Origin of the sequence: Microcoleus sp. Pol7_A1 (genome assembly GCF_036701085.1) — a bacterium.
In the GTDB taxonomy this organism is placed as follows: Bacteria; Cyanobacteriota; Cyanobacteriia; order Cyanobacteriales; family Microcoleaceae; genus Microcoleus; species Microcoleus asticus.
In genome coordinates, this window is the sequence record NZ_JAUBQD010000028.1 from 36,717 (window position 1) to 57,339 (window position 20,623).

Here is a 20,623-nt window from a genome sequence, read left to right on the forward strand (position 1 = left end):
ACCATCACTTAATAGAAACATTTTCCCTACCCTGTGCCCGTCCCGTGCCACCTACTGAAACCCCAACAACCGTCCACCTTTTCCCCAAACGACCATGCAGACAAAGTTCCTTAACGCCATCAGAGGACATTCCTGGCGGTACTTCCTCGCAGTAGGTGCGATCGCCCTGACCTACTATGGGGCGTCGCAATTCGCCGTTTCCACCCTCACCCTCAGTTCAGAAATTTACCCGATGTGGCCAGCAGCAGGAATTGCCCAAGTCGCCCTGCTGCTGTTCGGGCGGCAACTGTGGCCGGGAATCGCGATCGGAGGCTTCCTGTTCAGCATGAGCGCACCGTCGGCCAACATCGGCACGGCATTGATCTCGGCAGGCGCCAGAACCCTGCAAGCGTGGACGGGAACTTATCTACTGCAGCGCATTAACTTTAGCGCACGGCTCGATCGGCTCAAAGACGTTTTAGGAATAGTCGGACTAGCAGCCTTAGGATCTACCCTGATCAATTCCACCATTGGCAGCATTGTCGTATGCCTGAGCAGTTTATCTAGCTGCAGCAATTTTGGCACCATTTGGGCGACTTGGTGGGTGGGAGACGCTATGGGAATTTTGCTCGTCGCCCCGCTGCTGCTGGCGTGGCAACAATTCCCCAAAGTCTCCAGCCATCGCAAAAAAAAGATAGCTGAACGAGCGATTTGGCTGCTGCTGCTGCTAGCAGTCGGCTGGCTCGTCTTCTGCTCGCGCACCCGCGCCGCCTACGCCCGCTATCCCCTCGAATACTTACCATTTCCCCTCGTAGTTTGGGCTGCCTTTCGATTCGGCCAGCGCTACACGGCCCTCTCCAACTTCATCCTGTGCGGCTTCGCCATCTGGGGCATAGCCCGAAGCAGCGGCCCCTTTTTCAAACACGCCAGCAGCATCCCCCAAGCACTGTTATCCCTGCAAGCCTTCATCGCCGTCATCGCCGTCACCGGCTTAGTCTTAGCCGCCACAGTCGCCGAACGCAACCAAGCAGAAGCCTCGCTCCGCGCCAGCGAAGCCAGCCTCGCCAACGCCCAGCGCATCGCCCAACTAGGCAACTGGGACTTAGACCGCAACACCCAGCAATTGCGGTGGTCAGAGGAAATTTATCGCATCCTGGGAGAGCGACCCGGAACTTTTGAACCCAGCCTTGAAGCCTTCTTGGAATACGTGCACCCCGAAGACAGAGAATTAGTCAAAACCTCGATCGAAGCAGCTTTATTTCAGCAACAGCCTTACAGCATCGACTACAGGCTCGTACTCCCCGACGGCAGCAACCGCACAGTCTACGAACAAGCGGCGGTCAACTTCCTCTACATCACCAGCACCGTCCAAGACATCACAGACAGAAAGCGGGCAGAAGCCGCGCTGCGTTCTTCAGAAGAAAGATTTTCCAAGACCTTTCACGCCTCCCCAGTCGGTATCAGCATCTGCACCCTCACAGACGGATGCTTCCTCGATGCCAACGAAAGCTTTTTGCGCTCATTAGGCTGGCTGCGGCACGAATTTATCGGCCGCACCGCCAGCGAGTTAAAAATCTTGGTCAATTCAGAAGACGGGCGGCGGCTAGCCCAGATTTTGCAAGCACAAAATTCGATCAGCAACCAAGAAATCAAAATTCGCACCAAAGCCGGCGAAGTGCGCGACTGGCTGCTGTCAGTGGAACTCATCGACCTCGCCAGCACTCAGTGCGTTTTAATCATGACCAGCGACATCACCGAACGCTTGCGTTCCGAAGATTTCCGCCGGGCCGCATTAGCTGCGGAAGCTGCAAATCGCTCGAAAACCATTTTTCTCGCCAACATGAGTCACGAACTCAGAACCCCCCTCAACGCTATCATCGGCTACAGCGAGATCCTGCAAGAAGACGCCCGAGACCTCGGTGCCGAAGAGTTCATCGACGACCTCCAGAGAATTAACACGGCCGGCAAGCACCTACTAGACCTGATTAAAGATATTCTCGACTTGACCAAAATTGAAGCAGGCCGCATCGACTTCCACCTCGAAACCTTCACCATTTCAACTCTGCTTGAGGAAGTAGTTGCCACGATCGCGCCGATGGCAGACAAAAATAGCAATATCCTAGAAATACAATGCCCCGAGGATATTGGCTCGATGCAGACCGACTTGACTAAACTCCGGCAGTCTCTGCTCAACCTCCTCAGCAATGCCGCGAAATTTACTCGCTCCGGCGCGATTACCTTCGCCGTTACCAGATCCGTCGAAACCCCCGCCGACTCTGCAAAGAAAGGCAAAAAACTTGGAGCGTATAGAGGAGATGGCCAAGCTGAAAATAGCTTATCTCTCTTATCTTCCCCTCAAGATTGGATCGTTTTTACAGTCAAAGATACCGGCATTGGCATGAATCCCGAACAGTTAGCCAAAATCTTCGATCCTTTCACCCAAGCCGATTCCTCAACTACTAAGAAGTACGGCGGTACTGGTTTGGGGCTGACGATTACTAAGAAATTCTGCGAAATGATGGGCGGAGACATTACCGCATTCAGCGAGTTGGATAAAGGTTCTACTTTTATAATTCGGCTGCCAGCTATTTTTACCGACCTTTCGATATCAACCGAAAACTCTGATAAATAATATTTTTTTAAAACTTATTATCTATTGCTACTAAATTTATTAGCCTCCGCACTTGCCTGATTCTTTCGCTAGCAGGTATGGAGATTTTGAACATATAGCAGAAGCAAGAAAAAAGACTGAATTTGCAATATCAGAGTTCATTTTTTAGCAATAATTAAGAATGTCCTAACCGTCGGTCGCGGTTGCTATAATTTATCACATCGAGCAACTCATTTTTATTACTTTTATTCTTAAAAAAGCAGGTATAATATCATGTTTTGCTCTCTAACCATAATTAACTTCGCGGTAAGTAAGAAAGTCCTGATATAGTTTCCACTGCCATCGGAATAATCAGAGTGCAGTGCGATCGCCGTGCTCGCACGCTCGGTATCATTCCTATCTAACCGGATTTGATATTTCTCCCTCCAGAAACCCGGTTTCTTCACCTAAGTCGGGCCGTCAAAAAAGCGAGTTTTGGCAGAAACCGGGTTTTTCAGTGTAAGTTAACTTGATAAAATACCATTTTTTAGTGTGCGGCCGACATTCAGAACATCGGTTTGGTGACAATCGAAAAATTTTTGATACTATTATAGAAAGCGTCCATAGGGTAAGGACGTTCTTAATTGCTAAAACCCTTGCTTTTATTGCTTCTTCCTTCTTCCTTCTTTTTACCCTGGGCGACTTGCCCGATCCCGAAGCCGAAGGGAGCCGAAGGGTCTTCAACATCTGCTATAAATATAATTAGCGCAGTTGGAAAGATTTTGGAGAGCAGAGATGCTCGATCGGCTTTTCGCTCAAACCTATGAGAAAGTTCGATCCCGTACCTTTCCAGTAACTGTATAGCGGGGTATATATACTATTAATTAAAAAGATATACTGTATAAAGTTGCCTACAAAGCGCCAGAAATTATGCATTCTCACCTCCAGCGCCAACTCGAACAGCTCGGTTTAGCCAGCGAGTCGCCCCCTCCCAATGCCGAGCAGTGGCAGCTATTCTTAGAGCAGGTAAGTTGTAGCTACGACGGAGCTCGGAGTGAGGAGGAACCGCTGCGGGAGGCTTGTTTGAACTCCGATCCGGTGGCGCTACAGGATTTGATCTCCTCGCCCCAGTCGCCTCAAGACTCTCCAGCAGCTTCAGAAATCGATCGGCTGCGGGCGACTGTCAACAGTTTGGGGGCGGGATTGTGTATCCTTGACGCCAAGGGGTTTGTCATTTCGGTGAATCCAGAGGCCGAACGCTTGCTGGGGTGGCGAGAGTCGGAACTTGCAGGCGTTTCTCTGCTAAAGCGCATCGCCCGTCACCCAAATCAAAGCAAGAAATCCCAAGTTTTGACGCCTCGGAAACAGTTGCCAAGCAAGAGTGAAGATGCAGCGATCGCACCTACACTAGGTTTACAAGAGGCGATCGCCTCCGGTCAACCTTGCAGCAATTGGGACGACGAGTTTCTGTGCCGCGACGGCAAGATTTTACCAGTTTCCTATTTTTTCAATCCCGCAGTTGAGGGCGGCGAAATATCAGTCTTGGTGTTTTTTGACATTAGAGAACACAAGCAATCGCTCTCGATGCTGCAAGCCGTTCTAGAATTTACAGATGCTGGAATTATAGCGGTTGACAGAAACTGCAATATATGCAATTTTCATCAGAATTTTGTCGAGATGTGGGGTTTATCCGCCAGCCAAGGAAACTTGAGCCGATCGACCTTCGGCACTGTTAAAAAAAACATCGAAACAGGATTCCCCTTCGCCCGAGAACAATTAAAAGACCCCCAAGGATTTCTCCAAAACGCGAGCGAAGTGTCGGCAGATCCAGATACTCAAATTAGCGAATTATTAGAACATAAAGACGGAAAAATTATCGAATTAAATTCGTTACCATCAAAAAAAGTCGGAGCGAACAGAGTCGGGAGAGTCGGGAGCTTTCGAGACGTTACCGATCGCAAAAAAGTAGAACAATCTTTGCAGTATGAAGTAGAATTAAATCAGTTGATTGCCAGTTGGTCAACTCATTTCATCAGTCAGACCGCATCGGGAATAGACAAAAGCATCGATCGAACTCTGGAAGCGATCGCCACTTTGAGCGGGTTTGACCGCAGTTACATCTACCTGTTATCTCAAGACAAAACCCGCGCCGACAAAACCTACGAGTGGTGCGCTGACGGCATTCCGGTAATAAAAGGCAGCACCGACAAACAAATAAACATCGCAAAAATCCCTTGGATCGCAGAAAAGCTCGATCGCGCCGAATGCCTTTATATTCCAGAAATCGGCGAACTCGCGCCCCCAGCCAAAACTGAAATTGCCTATTTTATCGGTCAAAACCCAGCAGAATTCCAGAAAGACTCCCCATCCACAACAGCCAATAAAACAGCAATCGCCTCAATACCTTCGATTGGCGCTTCCCTCAATAATTTAGAATCAAAAAAACAGCTAAAAAATATCCAATCGCTGATAATTATTCCCCTAATTTGCAGTAAAAACCTAGTAGGATTTCTCGGATTCGATGCCTTAAAGCAAATAGCAAATCCATCGCCAGAAATATCCACACAGCTAAAAATGGTAGGAGAAATGCTCGCCAATGCCCTAGAGCGCAAGCGAGCAGAAGCAGCCTTGAGAAAAGCCGAAACAAAATACCGCAGCATCTTTGAAAACGCAGTCGAAGGCATATTCCAGACCACCCCAAACGGGCGCTACCTCAGTGCCAATCCCGCACTAGCCCGGATTTACGGCTACGAATCCTCTACCCAAATGCTCGCCGAACTCGCAAACCTCAACCGCCAACTTTACGTAGACCCCAAGCGACGCGCCGAGTTTATTGCCCAATTGGGGGTGCGCCGTCAAATATCAAAATTTGAATCCCAAATATACCGCCGAGACGGCAGCACGATCTGGATTTCCGAAAACGCGCGCAGCATCTGCGACGAAAGCGGCAGCGTTTTGTACTACGAAGGCACAGTCCAAGACATCACCGATCGCAAACAGGCAGAATCCGCCATGCAGTCGGCCCTAGAAGCAGCAGAATCAGCCAACCGGGCAAAAAGCACATTTCTTGCCAACATGAGCCACGAACTGCGCACACCGCTCAATGCGATCGTCGGCTACAGCGAAATGCTTAAAGAAGAAGCTGAAGAATTGGGCGATGAAGCTTTCGTCCCCGACCTCGAAAAAATCCGCAGCGCCGGCAAACACCTGCTGTCGATGATCGACGACATCCTAGATATCTCTAAAATTGAAGCAGGCCGAATGGATCTCTACTTAGAAACCTTCGACATCCATCCCTTAATTGAAAGTGCTGTCGCCACGGCCAGGCCGCTGGTCGAGAAAAATGGTAATACCCTAGAAGTTTACTGTCCAGACAACCTCGACACCATGCACGCCGACATGACCAAAGTCCGGCAAGTGCTGCTCAACCTGCTCAGCAACGCTGCCAAGTTCACCCAAAACGGGAAAATTGCGATCGGGGTGGAAAGAATTAAAAATGAACAATTAAAAATGAACAATCAAGAGGAATCTTCCCAAATTTTAATTTCTAACTCCGAATTTTTCAGTTTCCGCGTCGCCGACAGCGGTATCGGCATGACAAAAGAGCAATTGCAGCGAGTTTTCCAACCTTTCACCCAAGCTGACGCCTCGACTACCCGCAAGTACGGCGGCACGGGTTTGGGACTAGCTATCAGCCAGCGCTTCTGTCATATGATGGGTGGCAGCATTGAGGTCAGCAGCACGCTGGGCGCAGGCAGCACTTTCACCGTGCTCTTGCCCAGCGCGATCCAACAGCCGGAAATCGCCAACAAAGTCCGCGACAGCACTAGCCCTCCGGTCGCCCCCGCTGTCGGCACGGTGCTGGTAGTTGATGACGACCCCATATCGCGGGATTTGATCCAGCGCGCCCTCAGCCGCCAAGGGCTGCACATCGAAGTCGCCGGCGGCGGCGAGCAAGCTCTCCGGCTCGCTAAGCAACTGCGGCCAGACGCGATTACCCTCGACGTGATCATGCCCGGAATGGACGGCTGGGCGGTACTCTCAGCGCTGAAGGCAGATCCAGATCTTGCCGAAATTCCCGTAATCCTGCTATCCTTTGTGGGCAACAAAAGCCTCGGCTTTGCATTGGGTGCCTCGGACTACCTCACCAAACCAGTGGACGGCAAACGGCTGGCTACCTTGTTGAACAAGTACCGGCGCGACCAAGACGGCGTTGCAAGTAACAATTTGACCTGTCAGATTCTAATTGTGGAAGACGACGTTGCCACGCGGGAAATACTGCGACGCATACTAGAAAGACAAGGCTGGGCAGTAACGGAGGCTGACAGCGGGCGCGCGGCTCTCTCTCAGCTAGAAATTGCCCGACCGCATCTGATCCTGCTGGATTGGATGTTGCCAGAAATGGATGGTTTTGAGTTGATCGGCGAACTTCGCAAATCGTACTCTGGAGATCCAATACCGATTGTTGTGCTCGCGGGGAAAGACCTGACACCGGCCGAAAGCCAGCAGCTTAACGGTTGTGTCGATCGGGTGCTACAAAAAGGAGTCTACAGTTGCGATACTTTGTTGCGCGATGTTCGCTCTATAGTGAATGACAGGTTCGATCGCAGGTACGACTCGAAAGGCAAGGAGAACACCAATGGCTAAAATCCTGTTGGTCGAAGATAACGAAATGAATAGGGATATGCTTTCCAGGCGTCTGGCCCGCAAGGGACACGAGGTCTTTATTGCTGTTGACGGTGCTGAGGGGGTGTCGATGGCGCTCGCGAAAGTACCCGATTTGATTCTGATGGATATGAGTCTGCCAGTGCTCGACGGGTGGCAAGCAACCCAGCAAATTAAGGCGGCTCCTGAAACTAGCACGATTCCGGTGATTGCTCTGACGGCTCACGCAATGGCGGGCGATCGTGAAAAGTGTCTGGCCGCCGGCTGCGACGACTACGACACCAAACCGGTCGAGTTTCCCCGACTTTTGGGTAAAATTGAAACGCTTCTGAAAGAGGCCATGACATGAAAGGTGACGAGGGCAGCGTGCTGGTTGTTGATGACAATGAGGTAAACCGCGATTTGCTGGCCCGCCGACTTCAGCGTCAAGGCCACTTGGTCACTGTTGCTGAAGATGGTCTCCAAGCTCTGGAAATGTTGCGAAGAGATCCTTTTGATTTGGTTCTCCTAGACATTATGATGCCGCAAATGAACGGCTATCAGGTGCTGGAAAATCTGAAAGCGGACGAAAAGTTGCGCTATATCCCGGTGATTATGATTTCGGCGGTGGACGATATCGACAGTATCGTCCGGTGTATTGAGTTGGGGGCGGAGGATTATCTTTCTAAACCGTTCAATCCGGTATTGCTCAAGGCTCGGATTAGCGCTTGTCTGGAAAAGAAGCGGCTGCGGGATAAGGAGCAGGCGTATTTACACGAGTTGGCTCTGGAAAAGGAAAAGTCCGAGCGTTTGCTGTTAAATATTTTACCGAAGGCGATCGCGCAGCGCCTGAAACACGGGGAAAGTACGATCGCCGACAGTTTCGCTGAGGTAACAGTGATGTTTGCCGATTTGGTCGGTTTTACTAAGCTTTCGGCTCATTTGTCGCCGGCCCAGTTGGTGGAGTTGCTCAACGAGATTTTTTCGGCTTTTGACGAGTTGGCCGAGCGCTACGGACTTGAGAAAATTAAGACGATCGGCGATGCTTATATGGTTGTTGGCGGTTTGCCGACGCCCAGCGACGACCACGCCGAGTCGATCGCCGAAATGGCGTTAGACATTCAAGCAGCAATGACTAAGATCCGCACCAAGGGAGGTCAGCCGCTCAGCATCCGCATCGGCATCCACACAGGCCCGGTGGAAGCTGGGGTAATCGGTACTAAAAAATTTACTTACGATTTGTGGGGAGATACGGTAAATACAGCTTCCCGGATGGAATCTCAAGGCGTCCCCGGCAGCATTCAGGTGACAGTTGCTACCTACGAGCGCCTGCGGGGTAAGTATGTTTTTGAGGAGCGAGGCGTGATTCCGGTGAAGGGCAAAGGCGATATGATGACTTATCTGCTTGTGGCCCGAAACGCCTCATGATATCAATTCCGGTTGCACCGGAATAATGGGGAGTGGGGAGTGGGGAGTGGGGGAAGGTGTAATTATTGACTTTGACTCGATCGTGCCCATCCCACGGGAAACGATATGACAAATGACCAAACGACCAATTACCAAATTGACAAATGAGCGTAAATTCTAACCTTTTAATCTACGCCCAATGGGCGGGAATTCTGACAGCAGCCTTGGCTATTCTAACTGTTATAGCATTTATCTTCAAATGGGGTATTCGCTTCCGATTGGTAGGAGTGACAAGTTTTATGACCGTAGTCGCTGCGAGTATATTCGGTCTGGGTTTGGGACTGTTTACTCGCACAGAAATTCCCGGTGCAGTTCGCTATTCTTTAGTTTACGATACTGGCGGCGCTCAAACAGTAGTTACTGTGCCGCCTACGATCACCGAATCGGAATTAGAAGCAACGATGCGCCAAGTCGCTGCGGATTTGTACTCTCCAGGGCGCTCTGGAAGGGGCAGAGACTACATGACAATCCGGGTTCGTACAGTTGTACATCCTGAACCGGGGCTGTCGCAGCCGCTGTTTTTGGGCGAGGTGAGGCGATCGCTCGCGATTCGTGATGATGACAAAATGGCGATCGAAATCTTCCCCGAAAAAGTCGCAACTCTGAAAAAATATCAAGCCTAAAAGTAGTGATTGTTGGGTGCGCCATGTGCACCCAGCCTTTTGCATAGCTTCGATCGCTCTTGTTAAAACTATCTGCGTTTATCCGTGTTCATCTGCCTTAAATCTGCGGTTGAGCCTATAAAAAACCAAAAATACTAAAAAAAATTATGAATCCAAATACAGAACAATTACTAACAGACCTCACCGATGCCTTTAACCCATTTTATCCCTTACCAGCAGGCGACCCGCAATATGTTGACTGTCAAGAAGTGCGAGGAGATGACAATATTACCCTAGACTTGGGCCGCAACATTCAGCGTTCCAAACAGATGACTTATCAGTATCAGTTATACGCCGGACACCGGGGGGCGGGAAAGTCAACCGAATTGCTGCGCCTAGAGGATCATCTAAAAAAACAAGGTTATTTTGTCGTTTATTTCGCTGCTGACGAACAAGATATCAATCCCGAAGATACAGAATATACAGATATTTTGCTCGCTTGCACCAGGCACTTTTTAGAAGCAATTAAAGATGCTGACCCAAAACCTTTGCGCGATTGGATGGAAAGCCGCTGGAACGATTTAAAAGATTTAGCCCTGTCAGAAGTATCTTTTGAAACATTAAACTTAGAGATGCAAATTTCTCAGTTTGCCAAGCTGACGGCGAATGTGAGAAACGAACCGAGTTTGCGCCAAAAAATTAGAGAAAAAGTTAATCCCTACACATTAACGCTGATTGATGCGTTGAATGAGTTTATTGTCAATGCTAAAAAGAAATTGCCCAGCAAATATTCAAAACTGGTTGTGATAGCCGATAATTTAGATCGGATTGTGCCGTTTTCCAAAGACCCAGGGGGACGCAGCAATCTCGATGAAATTTTCTTAGACCGCAGCGAACAACTCAAAGCTTTAAAATGTCACGTAGTTTACACCGTACCGATTTCGATGGTGCATTCTAACCGCGCTGCCGATTTAAGCAATAATTATAGCAATCCTCCCAAAGTGCTACCAATGATTATGGTACGCAAACCCAGCGGTGAAGTTCACCCGCCGGGACTTGCTAAAATGAAAGAGTTGATTGAGAAGCGAGTAAAACAAGTTGAGCCGCATTTATCTTTAGAAACAGTTTTTGATACCGCAGAAACTCTAGAAGAGCTGTGTTTGATGAGTGGAGGCCACGTCAGGAATTTGATGTTGATGATGCAAGAAGCTCTCAACAAGACGGATAATTTGCCCATTACTGCGAAAGCAGCGAAAAGGGCAATTACGAACCTGCGGGATGTTTACCGCAAAACTGCCGGACAAAATGAATGGTCTATTTTAGCACAAGTATCTCTTTCTCGTCGGATACTTAATGACGAACAGCACCGCAATTTGCTATTTAGTCGCTGTATTTTGGAATACAGATACTTCGATGAAGAAGAAAATATGCACTCTTGGTATGATGTTCACCCGCTAATTAAAGGCATTCCGGAATTTAATGAAGCAGTCGCTATACTTCAGCCATGAAACCAGAAGCAATTGATTGGGACGAAGATTTACCGCCCGCAGAACCGGAGGAAGAATATCGAGATCTGATACGCGCTATCAAGCGGACAAAAGGCTTTAGCTTGTTATTTGTGGAGTGTTCGCCGGCGGAGGGAGAACGCTGGATTGCTAGAGTTAAAACAGATATTTCGCAGCAAAAGATTGAGGTTTTGCGGCTGGAAAAGTCGGTTTATGATTTTTACAATCTAATTGAAGAGTTGCCAAATCGCGATCGCATCAATGTCCTATTCGTCCAGGGTTTAGAATATTCACTTTATGAATACGAACAAGAAAAAAAGGAGCTCGGCTGGGAAAGCAAGGATATTTACTCTTATAGTTGGCGGGGTGTGCCGCCTGTTTTAATTAATTTAAACCAGCAGCGAGAACGATTTCGAGATAATTTTAAAATCTGTTTTGTTTTTCTGTTGCCTAAGTTTGCTATTGATTATTTTATTCAGCGGGCGCCGGATTTCTTTGATTGGCGATCGAGTTTATTTAAGTTGTCAATGGATAAAGAACTGCTGCAACTCGAATCACGGCAGGCTTGTTCCGAAAGAAGGAATTCAGAAGATTATCTAGCTTTGACTCCCCAAGAAAGAAAACGGGAATTGGTGAGGATTCAATCTTTAATTGATGAGGATGGGCAAACACCCGAACAACAAGCAGAATTGTTTTATGAACAAGGTTTATTGTATCGCTATGCTGAAGAATATGCAAAGGCGATCGCATCCTACGACAAAGCCTTAGAAATCAAACCAGATGATGACGCAGCCTGGTACAATCGGGGCTGTGCACTGGGTAATTTAGGCAGGTTGGAAGAAGAGATCGCATCCTACGACAAAGCCTTAGAAATCAAACCAGATAAACACGAAGCCTGGAACAATCGGGGCATTGCACTGGGTAATTTAGGCAGGTTGGAAGAAGAGATCGCATCCTACGACAAAGCCTTAGAAATCAAACCAGATGATGACGCAGCCTGGTACAATCGGGGCTGTGCACTGGGTAATTTAGGCAGGTTGGAAGAAGAGATCGCATCCTACGACAAAGCCTTAGAAATCAAACCAGATAAACACGAAGCCTGGAACAATCGGGGCATTGCACTGGGTAATTTAGGCAGGTTGGAAGAAGAGATCGCATCCTACGACAAAGCCTTAGAAATCAAACCAGATTACCACGAAGCCTGGAACAATCGGGGCATTGCACTGGGTAATTTAGGCAGGTTGGAAGAAGAGATCGCATCCTGCGACAAAGCCTTAGAAATCAAACCAGATTACCACGAAGCCTGGTACAATCGGGGCTGTGCACTGGATGATTTAGGCAGGTTGGAAGAAGGAATCGCATCCTACGACAAAGCCTTAGAAATCAAACCAGATAAACACCAAGCCTGGAACAATCGGGGCGTTGCACTGGATAATTTAGGCAGGTGGGAAGAAGCGATAGCCTCCTGCGACAAAGCCTTAGAATTCAAACCAGATAAACACGAAGCCTGGTACAATCGGGGCGTTGCACTGCGTAATTTAGGCAGGTGGGAAGAAGCGATAGCCTCCTGCGACAAAGCCTTAGAATTCAAACCAGATTATCACAAAGCCTGGAACAATCGGGGCGTTGCACTGGGTAATTTAGGCAGGTTGGAAGAAGCGATAGCCTCCTGCGACAAAGCCTTAGAAATCAAACCAGATTACCACGAAGTCTGGTACAATCGGGGCGTTGCACTGCGTAATTTAGGCAGGTTGGAAGAAGCGATAGCCTCCTACGACAAAGCCTTAGAATTCAAACCAGATTACCACGAAGCCTGGTACAATCGGGGCTGTGCAATGGGTAATTTAGGAAGATTGGAAGAAGAGATAGCCTCCTACGACAAAGCCTTAGAATTCAAACCAGATTACCACGAAGCCTGGTACAATCGGGGCATTGCACTGCGTAATTTAGGAAGATTGGAAGAAGCGATAGCCTCCTACGACAAAGCCTTAGAATTCAAACCAGATGATGACGCAGCCTGGAACAATCGGGGCATTGCACTGGGTAATTTAGGAAGATTGGAAGAAGCGATAGCCTCCTACGACAAAGCCTTAGAATTCAAACTAGACAAAGACAAAGCCTGGTACAATATGAGACATCGGATTTTTATAATAAAGCTTGCTGCTATGCGTTACACGGTCAGATTGACAAAGCTATTCAGAATTTGCAGCAAGCCATCAATCTGAACCCTGACAAATACCGAGAAATGGCAAAAACTGACTCGGATTTTGACAGCATTCGATCGCATACTCGGTTTCAAGCCTTGATTCAAGAATAGGGATTTGCCCTTGGGCGGGGCGGGTTTATGAGATTGTCGGTTTTAGGCCATTATTGTTGGTAAAACCCGCCCTTACAGCCTCAAAAAGACTCTTATTATTTATTAGTCTACCAAGGCAGACTTCGCTTGACAAGACGCGGTTTCAACCGCCGATCGCTCAAAAGGGTTACGTGAAAATGATATCTTGGGTGAGGTTTGTCACACCTCAGTACGATCGCCCTTTCCTCTTTTCTACGCAGTCATCTAAAAAAATAGTATTAATCTATACCTACAAATCTCCGAGATAGGATTATATTGAAAAAAATTGAAAAAGTTCCCAAAATCCTGTAAAATTGCCAGAAATAACCAAATAATATCGATCGAAAGCACTCACAGGCGAAAAAGATCGCATATAAAAAAGAAAAGAATCAATTAGACAGAAAATGAGGTGAAACCCCTTGCAAAAATTAGCCAGCATAGAAAAGCCGATCGACTCAGGGGAAAAATCCATAGCAGTCAACACCCAAAACGCTCAAACCTTGTACGATCGCGGCAACGCCCTAGAAGCAATGGGGCGATTCCAAGCTGCGATCGAATCTTGGGAAGAAGCGATCGCACTCGAACCAAAGTTTTATGAAGCGCGGTACAACCAAGGCGTAGCCCTCAAAAAATTGGGTCAGCTAGAAGAAGCGATCGCAGCCTACAACAAATCCCTAGAAATCAAACCAAACAATCCCGAAGCGTGGTATAACTGCGCCAACGTTTTGCGGAAGCTCAACAGACTCTCAGAAGCGATCGCATCCTACGAAAAGGCGATCGATTTCAAGCCAGACTACCACGAAGCTTGGACGAACCGCGGCAACACCCTCGTCAACTTAGAAAAATTATCAGAAGCGATCAACTCCTACGACAAAGCCATCGCCATCAAACCAGACTACTGCGAAGCTTGGTACAACAAAGCATTTACCCTCAGAAAATGCGACCAAAATACAGCGGCGATCGCATCCTACGACAAAGCGATCGAACTCAAACCAGACTTGCATCAAGCCTGGTACAACCGCGGCATAGCCCTAGCTGATGAAAAACTCTACCCGGAAGCCGTCGCCTCCTACGACAAAACCCTGCAACTGCGGCCGAATTCCGCCGAAGCCTGGAACAAACGCGGCACGGCGATCGCACAAATGGGACAATTTGAAGCGGCGATCGCATCCTGGAACAAAGCCCTCGCACTCAAGCCAAACGACAGCGAAACCTGGTACAACCGCGGCTTAGCCTTCGCCAAGTTACAACGCTTTGAAGAAGCAGTGGCCTCGTGGGACAAAACGGTAGAGTTGCAGCCAGACAACACCGAAGCCTGGTACAACCGCGCCGTCGCCCTCAAAACAATTCAACGATTTACCGAAGCGATCGCCTCCTACGATAAAGTCATCGCACTCAACCCCGACGATCCAAACCTTTACTATCAAAAAGCTTGCGTTTACGCCCTGGAAAAAGCAGCAGGCGAACTCACAAACAGCCCCGAACTTGTAGCCACCAGTATCCGGCTGGCGATCGAAAACTTATCCGAGGCGATCGAACTCAATCCCCATAAATACCGGAAACTGTGCAAAAATGACTCTAAATTGCGTACAATACGGGAAGAAGTGCGGTTTTTAGCTTGATTTCAGGGTAGCGATGATTGATGGATACGGATGCCGCACTGCAACCTTTGTAGGCAAAACAGCACCATAAACCCCAATCATGCAAACCCTAGACAAAACTCAAGCAAAATTCGCTCAACTGGCAGCCCACCTCAGAGAAGTTACGGACATCGAATCAGCCTCGTCGTTGCTGCATTGGGATCAATCAACTTATATGCCCGCCAAAGGTGCAACTGCCAGAGGCCGCCAGTTGGCTACTCTCAAACAAATATCCCACGAAAAATTTACAGATCCCAAAATTGGTGAACTCCTAGAAGACTTGCGTTTCTACGAACAAACCCTCCCCTACGACTCCACCGCAGCCAGCCTGATCCGCATCGCCCGCAGAGACTACGATCGCGCCGCCAGAATCCCCGCAACCTTCATGTCAGCACTCTGCCGCCACCAAGCCGACTGCTACGAAGCTTGGGCCGCGGCCAGAGCAGCCAACAACTTCGCAGCCGTCGAGCCGTATCTCGAAAAAACCCTAGAATTAAGCAGGCAGTACGCCGAGTTTTTCCCCGGATACGAACACATCGCCGATCCTTTGATCGATCGTAGCGACTACGGCATGAAAGTATCCCTGCTGCGCCCGCTTTTCGCCCAATTGCGTCAAGAATTAGTGCCGATAGTCGAAGCCATAACCTCCCAACCTCCTGCCGACGACTCCTGCTTGCACCAACACTTCCCCGAATCCCAGCAATTAGAATTCACCCGCACAATCGTAGAACGCATGGGGTACGACTTCCAGCGGGGACGCCAAGACACAACCCTGCATCCATTCATGACCAACTTCTCCATAGACGACGTGCGCATCACCACCCGCGTCTACGAAGATCACCTGGATCAAGCACTCTTCAGCAGCATCCACGAAGCCGGACACGCTCTTTACGAACTCGGAAATTCCCCGGAATTTGAAGGCACGCTTCTGGCAGGCGGCATTTCCTCCGGCTTGCACGAAAGTCAGTCGCGACTTTGGGAAAATTTGGTCGGGCGCAGCCGCGGTTTTTGGGAATGTTTCTACCCGCAACTCCAAGGCGTATTTTTGCGACAGTTGGGACAGGTATCCACTGACGCATTTTACCGGGCAATTAACAAAGTCTCGCGATCGCTCATCCGCACCGACGCCGACGAAGTAACCTACAACCTCCACGTCGCCATCCGCTTCGATCTAGAATTGGCAATGGTAGAAGGAAAATTAGCAGTGCGAGACCTCCCCGAAGCTTGGAACGAACGCTATCAAAACGACCTGGGAGTGGTCCCGACCACCGACAGCGAAGGCGCCATGCAAGATGTTCACTGGTATGTTGGTACGATCGGCGGAATGTTCCAAGGTTACACCCTCGGCAACTTGATGAGCGCCCAATTCTACGAAACAGCAGTAAAAATCAATCCTGAAATTCCCGTAGAAATAGAACAGGGCAATTTTACCGTACTCCACGACTGGCTAAAACAAAACATCTACCAGCACGGCCGCAAATACACCGCCGTCGAATTGATCGATCGCGTTACCGGTTCACCTTTAAGTATCGATCCCTTTGTCCGTTACATTCGCCACAAATACGGGGAATTTTATGTCATTTGAGGGATAGCAAGTTCAGATTGCCAACTTTAAAATGACAAAAAAAGTAGTAGAAAAAAAAAAAAGGGCGATACTCAAACAGTATCGCCCTTTTTTACAGATAAAATCAAAAATCATAAATAAGGGAGTATGTATGTCTGAACTCTTTCAGGCTGTTATCGCCAGCGACGAAAAAACTGACTTGCGTCAGTTTGTCAGCGATTTACGCGCTTTGGGAAACAAATATTTACTGCGAAACGACATAGTTAACGCTTTTGCCGCCTACTGCACCAAATACGAAAAGCCCGAACAGTTCCATCAATCTTCTCTTTTAAGGAAACTGATTTACTACGTTCAGGAAATTATTCTCGAAGATGGCAGTCTTTGCGTCTTGCTGCGACCAAAAATTGCTACAATGGAAATACTGCGAGTTGCAGATGACTTGACTGTTGAGCAGATGACAGTGCAAGAATTGCTCGACGTGCGCGATCGCTTCGTCAACCACTTTCACCCCCAAGAAGGCGACATTCTCGAACTAGATTTCGGCCCTTTTTACGATAATTCCCCCACAATTCGCGACCCCAAAAACATCGGCAAAGGAGTGCAATTCCTCAACCGATACCTGTCCAGCAAACTGTTTCAAGACCCCACACAATCGCAGGACACTCTATTTAATTTCTTGGGAATTCACCGCTACAACGGCATACAATTACTAATTAACGATCGCATAAAATCCCAAGAACAACTTTCAGAACAAATCAAAAAAGCCCTCACCTTTGTCAGCGATCTTTCTGAAGAAGAACCCTATGAAAGATTTCGACTGGTTCTGCAATTGATGGGTTTCGAGGCAGGTTGGGGAAATACCGCAGCCCGCGTGAATGAAACCCTAGGAATTCTTGACGAATTAATTGATGCCCCCGATCCACAAACCCTAGAAGCATTTATTTCTCGCATCCCGATGATTTTCAAAATCGTCCTAGTTTCTCCTCACGGCTGGTTCGGCCAAGAAGGAGTTTTGGGGCGACCGGATACGGGAGGTCAGGTAGTTTATGTCCTCGATCAAGCCAAGAGTTTAGAGAAACAACTGCAAGAAGACATTCATCTTGCCGGTCTCGATAGTTTAGGAGTCAAACCTAAAGTAATTATTCTCACCCGGTTAATTCCTAACAGCGACGGCAGGCGCTGCAACGAACGTTTGGAAAAAGTTCACGGCACAGAAAATACTTGGATTTTGCGGGTTCCCTTCCGGGAGTTCAATCCCAAACTGACTCAAAATTGGATTTCTAGATTCGAGATTTGGCCTTATTTGGAAACTTACGCGATCGATGCAGAAAAGGAATTGCTGGCTGAGTTTCAGGGCAAGCCAGATTTAATTGTCGGCAACTATTCTGACGGCAACTTGGTAGCATTTTTGCTGTCTCGCAAACTCAAAACTACTCAGTGCAATATTGCCCATGCGCTGGAAAAATCTAAATATTCGTTTAGCAATCTCTACTGGCAAGAATCCGAGGAAAAGTACCATTTTTCGCTGCAATTTACTGCCGATATAATTGCTATGAATGCAGCTAATTGTATTGTCAGCAGCACCTATCAAGAGATTGTCGGTCAACCCGATAGTGTAGGTCAGTACGAATCTTATAATTGTTTCACCATGCCGGATTTGTACCACGTTGTGAACGGGATTGAACTGTTCAGCCCTAAATTCAACGTTGTGCCGCCGGGAGTCAACGAAAGCGTCTACTTTCCCTACACGCGGATAGAAGACCGGGTGCAAGGCGATCGCGATCGGCTCAACGAACTGCTGTTTACTCTAGAAGACCCGGAACAGGTCTTTGGAAAACTCGACGACCCGCAAAAGCGCCCTTTATTTTCGATGGCCCGGCTCGATCGCATTAAAAACCTGACAGGCTTAGCAGAATTGTTTGGAAAAAGCCAGAAATTGCAAGAAAAATGCAACTTAATTCTAGTAGCTGGCAAGCTGCGGGTCGAAGAAACCGAAGACTACGAAGAAGCAGAAGAAATTAAAAAGCTCTACGCAATTATCGACCAATACAACCTTCACGGTAAAATTCGTTGGCTGGGAGTGAGGCTTTCCAAAAGCCTGTCCGGCGAAATCTACCGGGTAATCGCCGACACCCAAGGTATATTTGTTCAGCCAGCATTATTTGAAGCTTTTGGCTTGACAATTCTCGAAGCAATGATTACCGGCATTCCCACTTTCGGGACACAGTTTGGTGGCCCGCTGGAAATTATTCAAGATGGCGTAAATGGGTTTTATATCAACCCGACTAACCACCCGGAAACCGCCCAAAAACTTCTAGATTTTTTATCGAAATGCGAACACAATCCCAACTATTGGTATGAAATTTCCACGCGAGGAATTGACCGAGTTTACAGCACGTATACCTGGAAAATTCACACTACCAGGCTGCTGACTCTGGCCCGGACTTACGGTTTCTGGAACTACTCGTCCAAGGAAAACCGCGAAGATATGCTCCGCTACATAGAATCGCTGTTTTATCTAATTTACAAGCCGAGAGCCAAGGCTTTATTGGCCGAACACGCAAACCGATAAGTGGCGAGTTTTGCTTTTTATATCAAATATGTTGGCATCGGAATTATTCATGTCTCTCTTCCGTTTCTCCTTATCCTCTGCCTCAAGAGCCGTTTAATAATTCCGATACAAGCGGAATTGATATTACGGGGGGGTTGAAGGAAAAAACTTAGCCTGTCATAGAGCAACTTTGTACAAAATCCGCCTGTAAAGATTTGTGAATAACTGCAGGTTTTGTACCCTAAGACTGAGGCTAAAAGACGTGGTTTATACGACAATATTGGCTTCGGTAACGAAACATTTCGGAATCAACCGGGTTTATTAGGAATAGTGCGAACCGGCCCCTACTTCTAACACGTAACTTCCAACTCGCAACTTCTGAGTGCTGGTGTCTCCATTGCCGAACTTCTCTTCTAGAGGCCGGGGCAGATATAGCAACCGCGCCAAACGCTTAGGAGCTTCTTAAGGGTTCAAACCAATGCGGTCGATTGCCCCTTTCTTCGGACTTCTAGTTACCCGATCGCGAAGTCGAAGGGGATTCTTCCTTCTTGCTTCTGCTATATGTCTCATAAAGCAGTCCGGGTAATACAATTAGATTTAGAAACTAGAAAACAGGGAAACCTTGTCAAACCTCACTAACAGGATGAAATTTATGCGTGTGACTACTGTTACGATTTTCAGCTTGCTCGCTCTGCTCGCTCCCGCCTTGACCCGAAAGGCAACTGCTGCTTTCGACTCCCAACCCTTGGTGCAGGAACAGTACCGCAGAGACTTTACGGCTCCCGCCGATCCGGGTGCGTCAGCATCGCCCGAGGAAAATTCCCAAGCAGATATGTTTAATAAGCCTTTTTACGCGGGCGAGCAGCCGCCAGTGAGAAAGGAAAAAACAATCTCGGCGGGAGCTGACGGGCCAGAAGTTGCGGCCATACAGCAGCGCTTGCAGGTACACAGTTTCAAGGTAGGGACGATCGACGGTTCCTATGGTTCTCGGACCACATCGGCGGTCCGTGCATTTCAGCAGTCTAAGGGTTTGAACTCAGACGGCATTGTGGACAAGGAAACTTGGACAGCTTTAGCAGCAGATCCGGCGGCAGCTCCTGAAACTGTGCAGAGCAATGCTCCAATTCTGAGCAATGCTGCTGTTCCCGGCAATCCTCCAACTCTTCTAAATAAAGGCGCTGTCGGTTCCAAGGTGAAGACGCTACAGGTGCGTTTGGAAATACAGGGTTACGATCCGGGCCCTATCGACGGCATTTTTGGCGCTCGCACTACTTCGGCTGTCAAGAACTTTCAGAAATTTAAGGGTTTGACGGCTAACGGCATGGTGGACGAAACAACCTGGAAAGCGCTGGGCCAAAAGTAAGTGACAAGTGAAAAATACGGAAAATTGCTGTGGCGATAACTCATGATTGAACCCGGTGTCCAAAAATGACCGGGTTTCTCGATGTTGAGCGATCGAGCAATTTGGTCATAAGCCTGCGGATTTATCAGTAGGTCGCTTTATTTTATCTAAAATCTAAAATCTAAAATCTAAAATCGATTGACCGCTCGCTCGGTTGTGTGCTATAGTATTTAAATCTCAAAATGCGGATATGGCGAAATTGGCAGACGCGCCAGATTTAGGTTCTGGTTCCGAAAGGAGTGAAGGTTCAAGTCCTTTTATCCGCATCAAAATTTTTATAGTAAAACACACAACCCCACCTATTGTCGGGGGCGTATTTTTTATGTGGCTTGATACTCAATGTG

Annotated in this window: 12 protein-coding genes and 1 tRNA gene; all 13 read left to right on the top strand. The window is 48.1% G+C overall.

The features are described 5' to 3' along the window. Nucleotides 1-94: 94 nt before the first annotated feature. Complete coding sequence (locus tag QUA20_RS16905) at nt 95-2,611, top strand: MASE1 domain-containing protein (protein ID WP_333190080.1); 2,517 nt, start codon at nt 95-97, stop codon at nt 2,609-2,611. Nucleotides 2,612-3,499: 888 nt separating this feature from the next. Then, on the top strand, nt 3,500-7,216 hold the full coding sequence (locus QUA20_RS16910) for a response regulator (protein WP_333190082.1): 3,717 nt from the start codon (nt 3,500-3,502) through the stop codon (nt 7,214-7,216). After that, nucleotides 7,209-7,583, top strand: a complete 375-nt coding sequence (locus QUA20_RS16915; RefSeq protein WP_172190694.1) for a response regulator — start codon at nt 7,209-7,211, stop codon at nt 7,581-7,583. The genes QUA20_RS16910 and QUA20_RS16915 overlap by 8 nt, the downstream gene beginning before the upstream one ends. Continuing rightward, nucleotides 7,580-8,641, top strand: coding sequence for an adenylate/guanylate cyclase domain-containing protein (locus tag QUA20_RS16920; RefSeq protein WP_333190085.1), 1,062 nt, complete (start codon nt 7,580-7,582; stop codon nt 8,639-8,641). Before QUA20_RS16915 ends, QUA20_RS16920 begins: the two co-directional genes overlap by 4 nt. 143 nt (nt 8,642-8,784) lie before the next feature. Further along, on the top strand, nt 8,785-9,303 hold the full coding sequence (locus QUA20_RS16925) for a Ycf51 family protein (RefSeq protein ID WP_333190086.1): 519 nt from the start codon (nt 8,785-8,787) through the stop codon (nt 9,301-9,303). Nucleotides 9,304-9,449: 146 nt separating this feature from the next. Continuing rightward, nucleotides 9,450-10,790, top strand: coding sequence for an ATP-binding protein (locus QUA20_RS16930; RefSeq protein WP_333190087.1), 1,341 nt, complete (start codon nt 9,450-9,452; stop codon nt 10,788-10,790). Continuing rightward, nucleotides 10,787-13,012, top strand: a complete 2,226-nt coding sequence (locus QUA20_RS16935) for a tetratricopeptide repeat protein (RefSeq protein WP_333190089.1) — start codon at nt 10,787-10,789, stop codon at nt 13,010-13,012. Before QUA20_RS16930 ends, QUA20_RS16935 begins: the two co-directional genes overlap by 4 nt. After that, entirely contained in the window at nt 12,970-13,104 is a 135-nt protein-coding gene (locus tag QUA20_RS16940; protein WP_333190160.1) for a TPR end-of-group domain-containing protein, read from the top strand. The genes QUA20_RS16935 and QUA20_RS16940 overlap by 43 nt, the downstream gene beginning before the upstream one ends. A 437-nt stretch (nt 13,105-13,541) precedes the next feature. Next, the gene (locus tag QUA20_RS16945; protein WP_333190091.1) at nt 13,542-14,744 is read left to right on the top strand and encodes a tetratricopeptide repeat protein; all 1,203 of its coding nucleotides are present in this window, start codon (nt 13,542-13,544) and stop codon (nt 14,742-14,744) included. 79 nt (nt 14,745-14,823) lie between these two features. Then, on the top strand, nt 14,824-16,347 hold the full coding sequence (locus QUA20_RS16950) for a carboxypeptidase M32 (protein ID WP_333190092.1): 1,524 nt from the start codon (nt 14,824-14,826) through the stop codon (nt 16,345-16,347). Between the two features lie 130 nt (nt 16,348-16,477). Beyond that, the gene (locus QUA20_RS16955; RefSeq protein ID WP_333190094.1) at nt 16,478-18,898 is read left to right on the top strand and encodes a sucrose synthase; all 2,421 of its coding nucleotides are present in this window, start codon (nt 16,478-16,480) and stop codon (nt 18,896-18,898) included. Between the two features lie 631 nt (nt 18,899-19,529). Then, entirely contained in the window at nt 19,530-20,240 is a 711-nt protein-coding gene (locus QUA20_RS16960) for a peptidoglycan-binding protein (protein WP_333190095.1), read from the top strand. Between the two features lie 223 nt (nt 20,241-20,463). Continuing rightward, nucleotides 20,464-20,545, top strand: a tRNA-Leu gene (locus tag QUA20_RS16965). Nucleotides 20,546-20,623 lie beyond the last annotated feature (78 nt).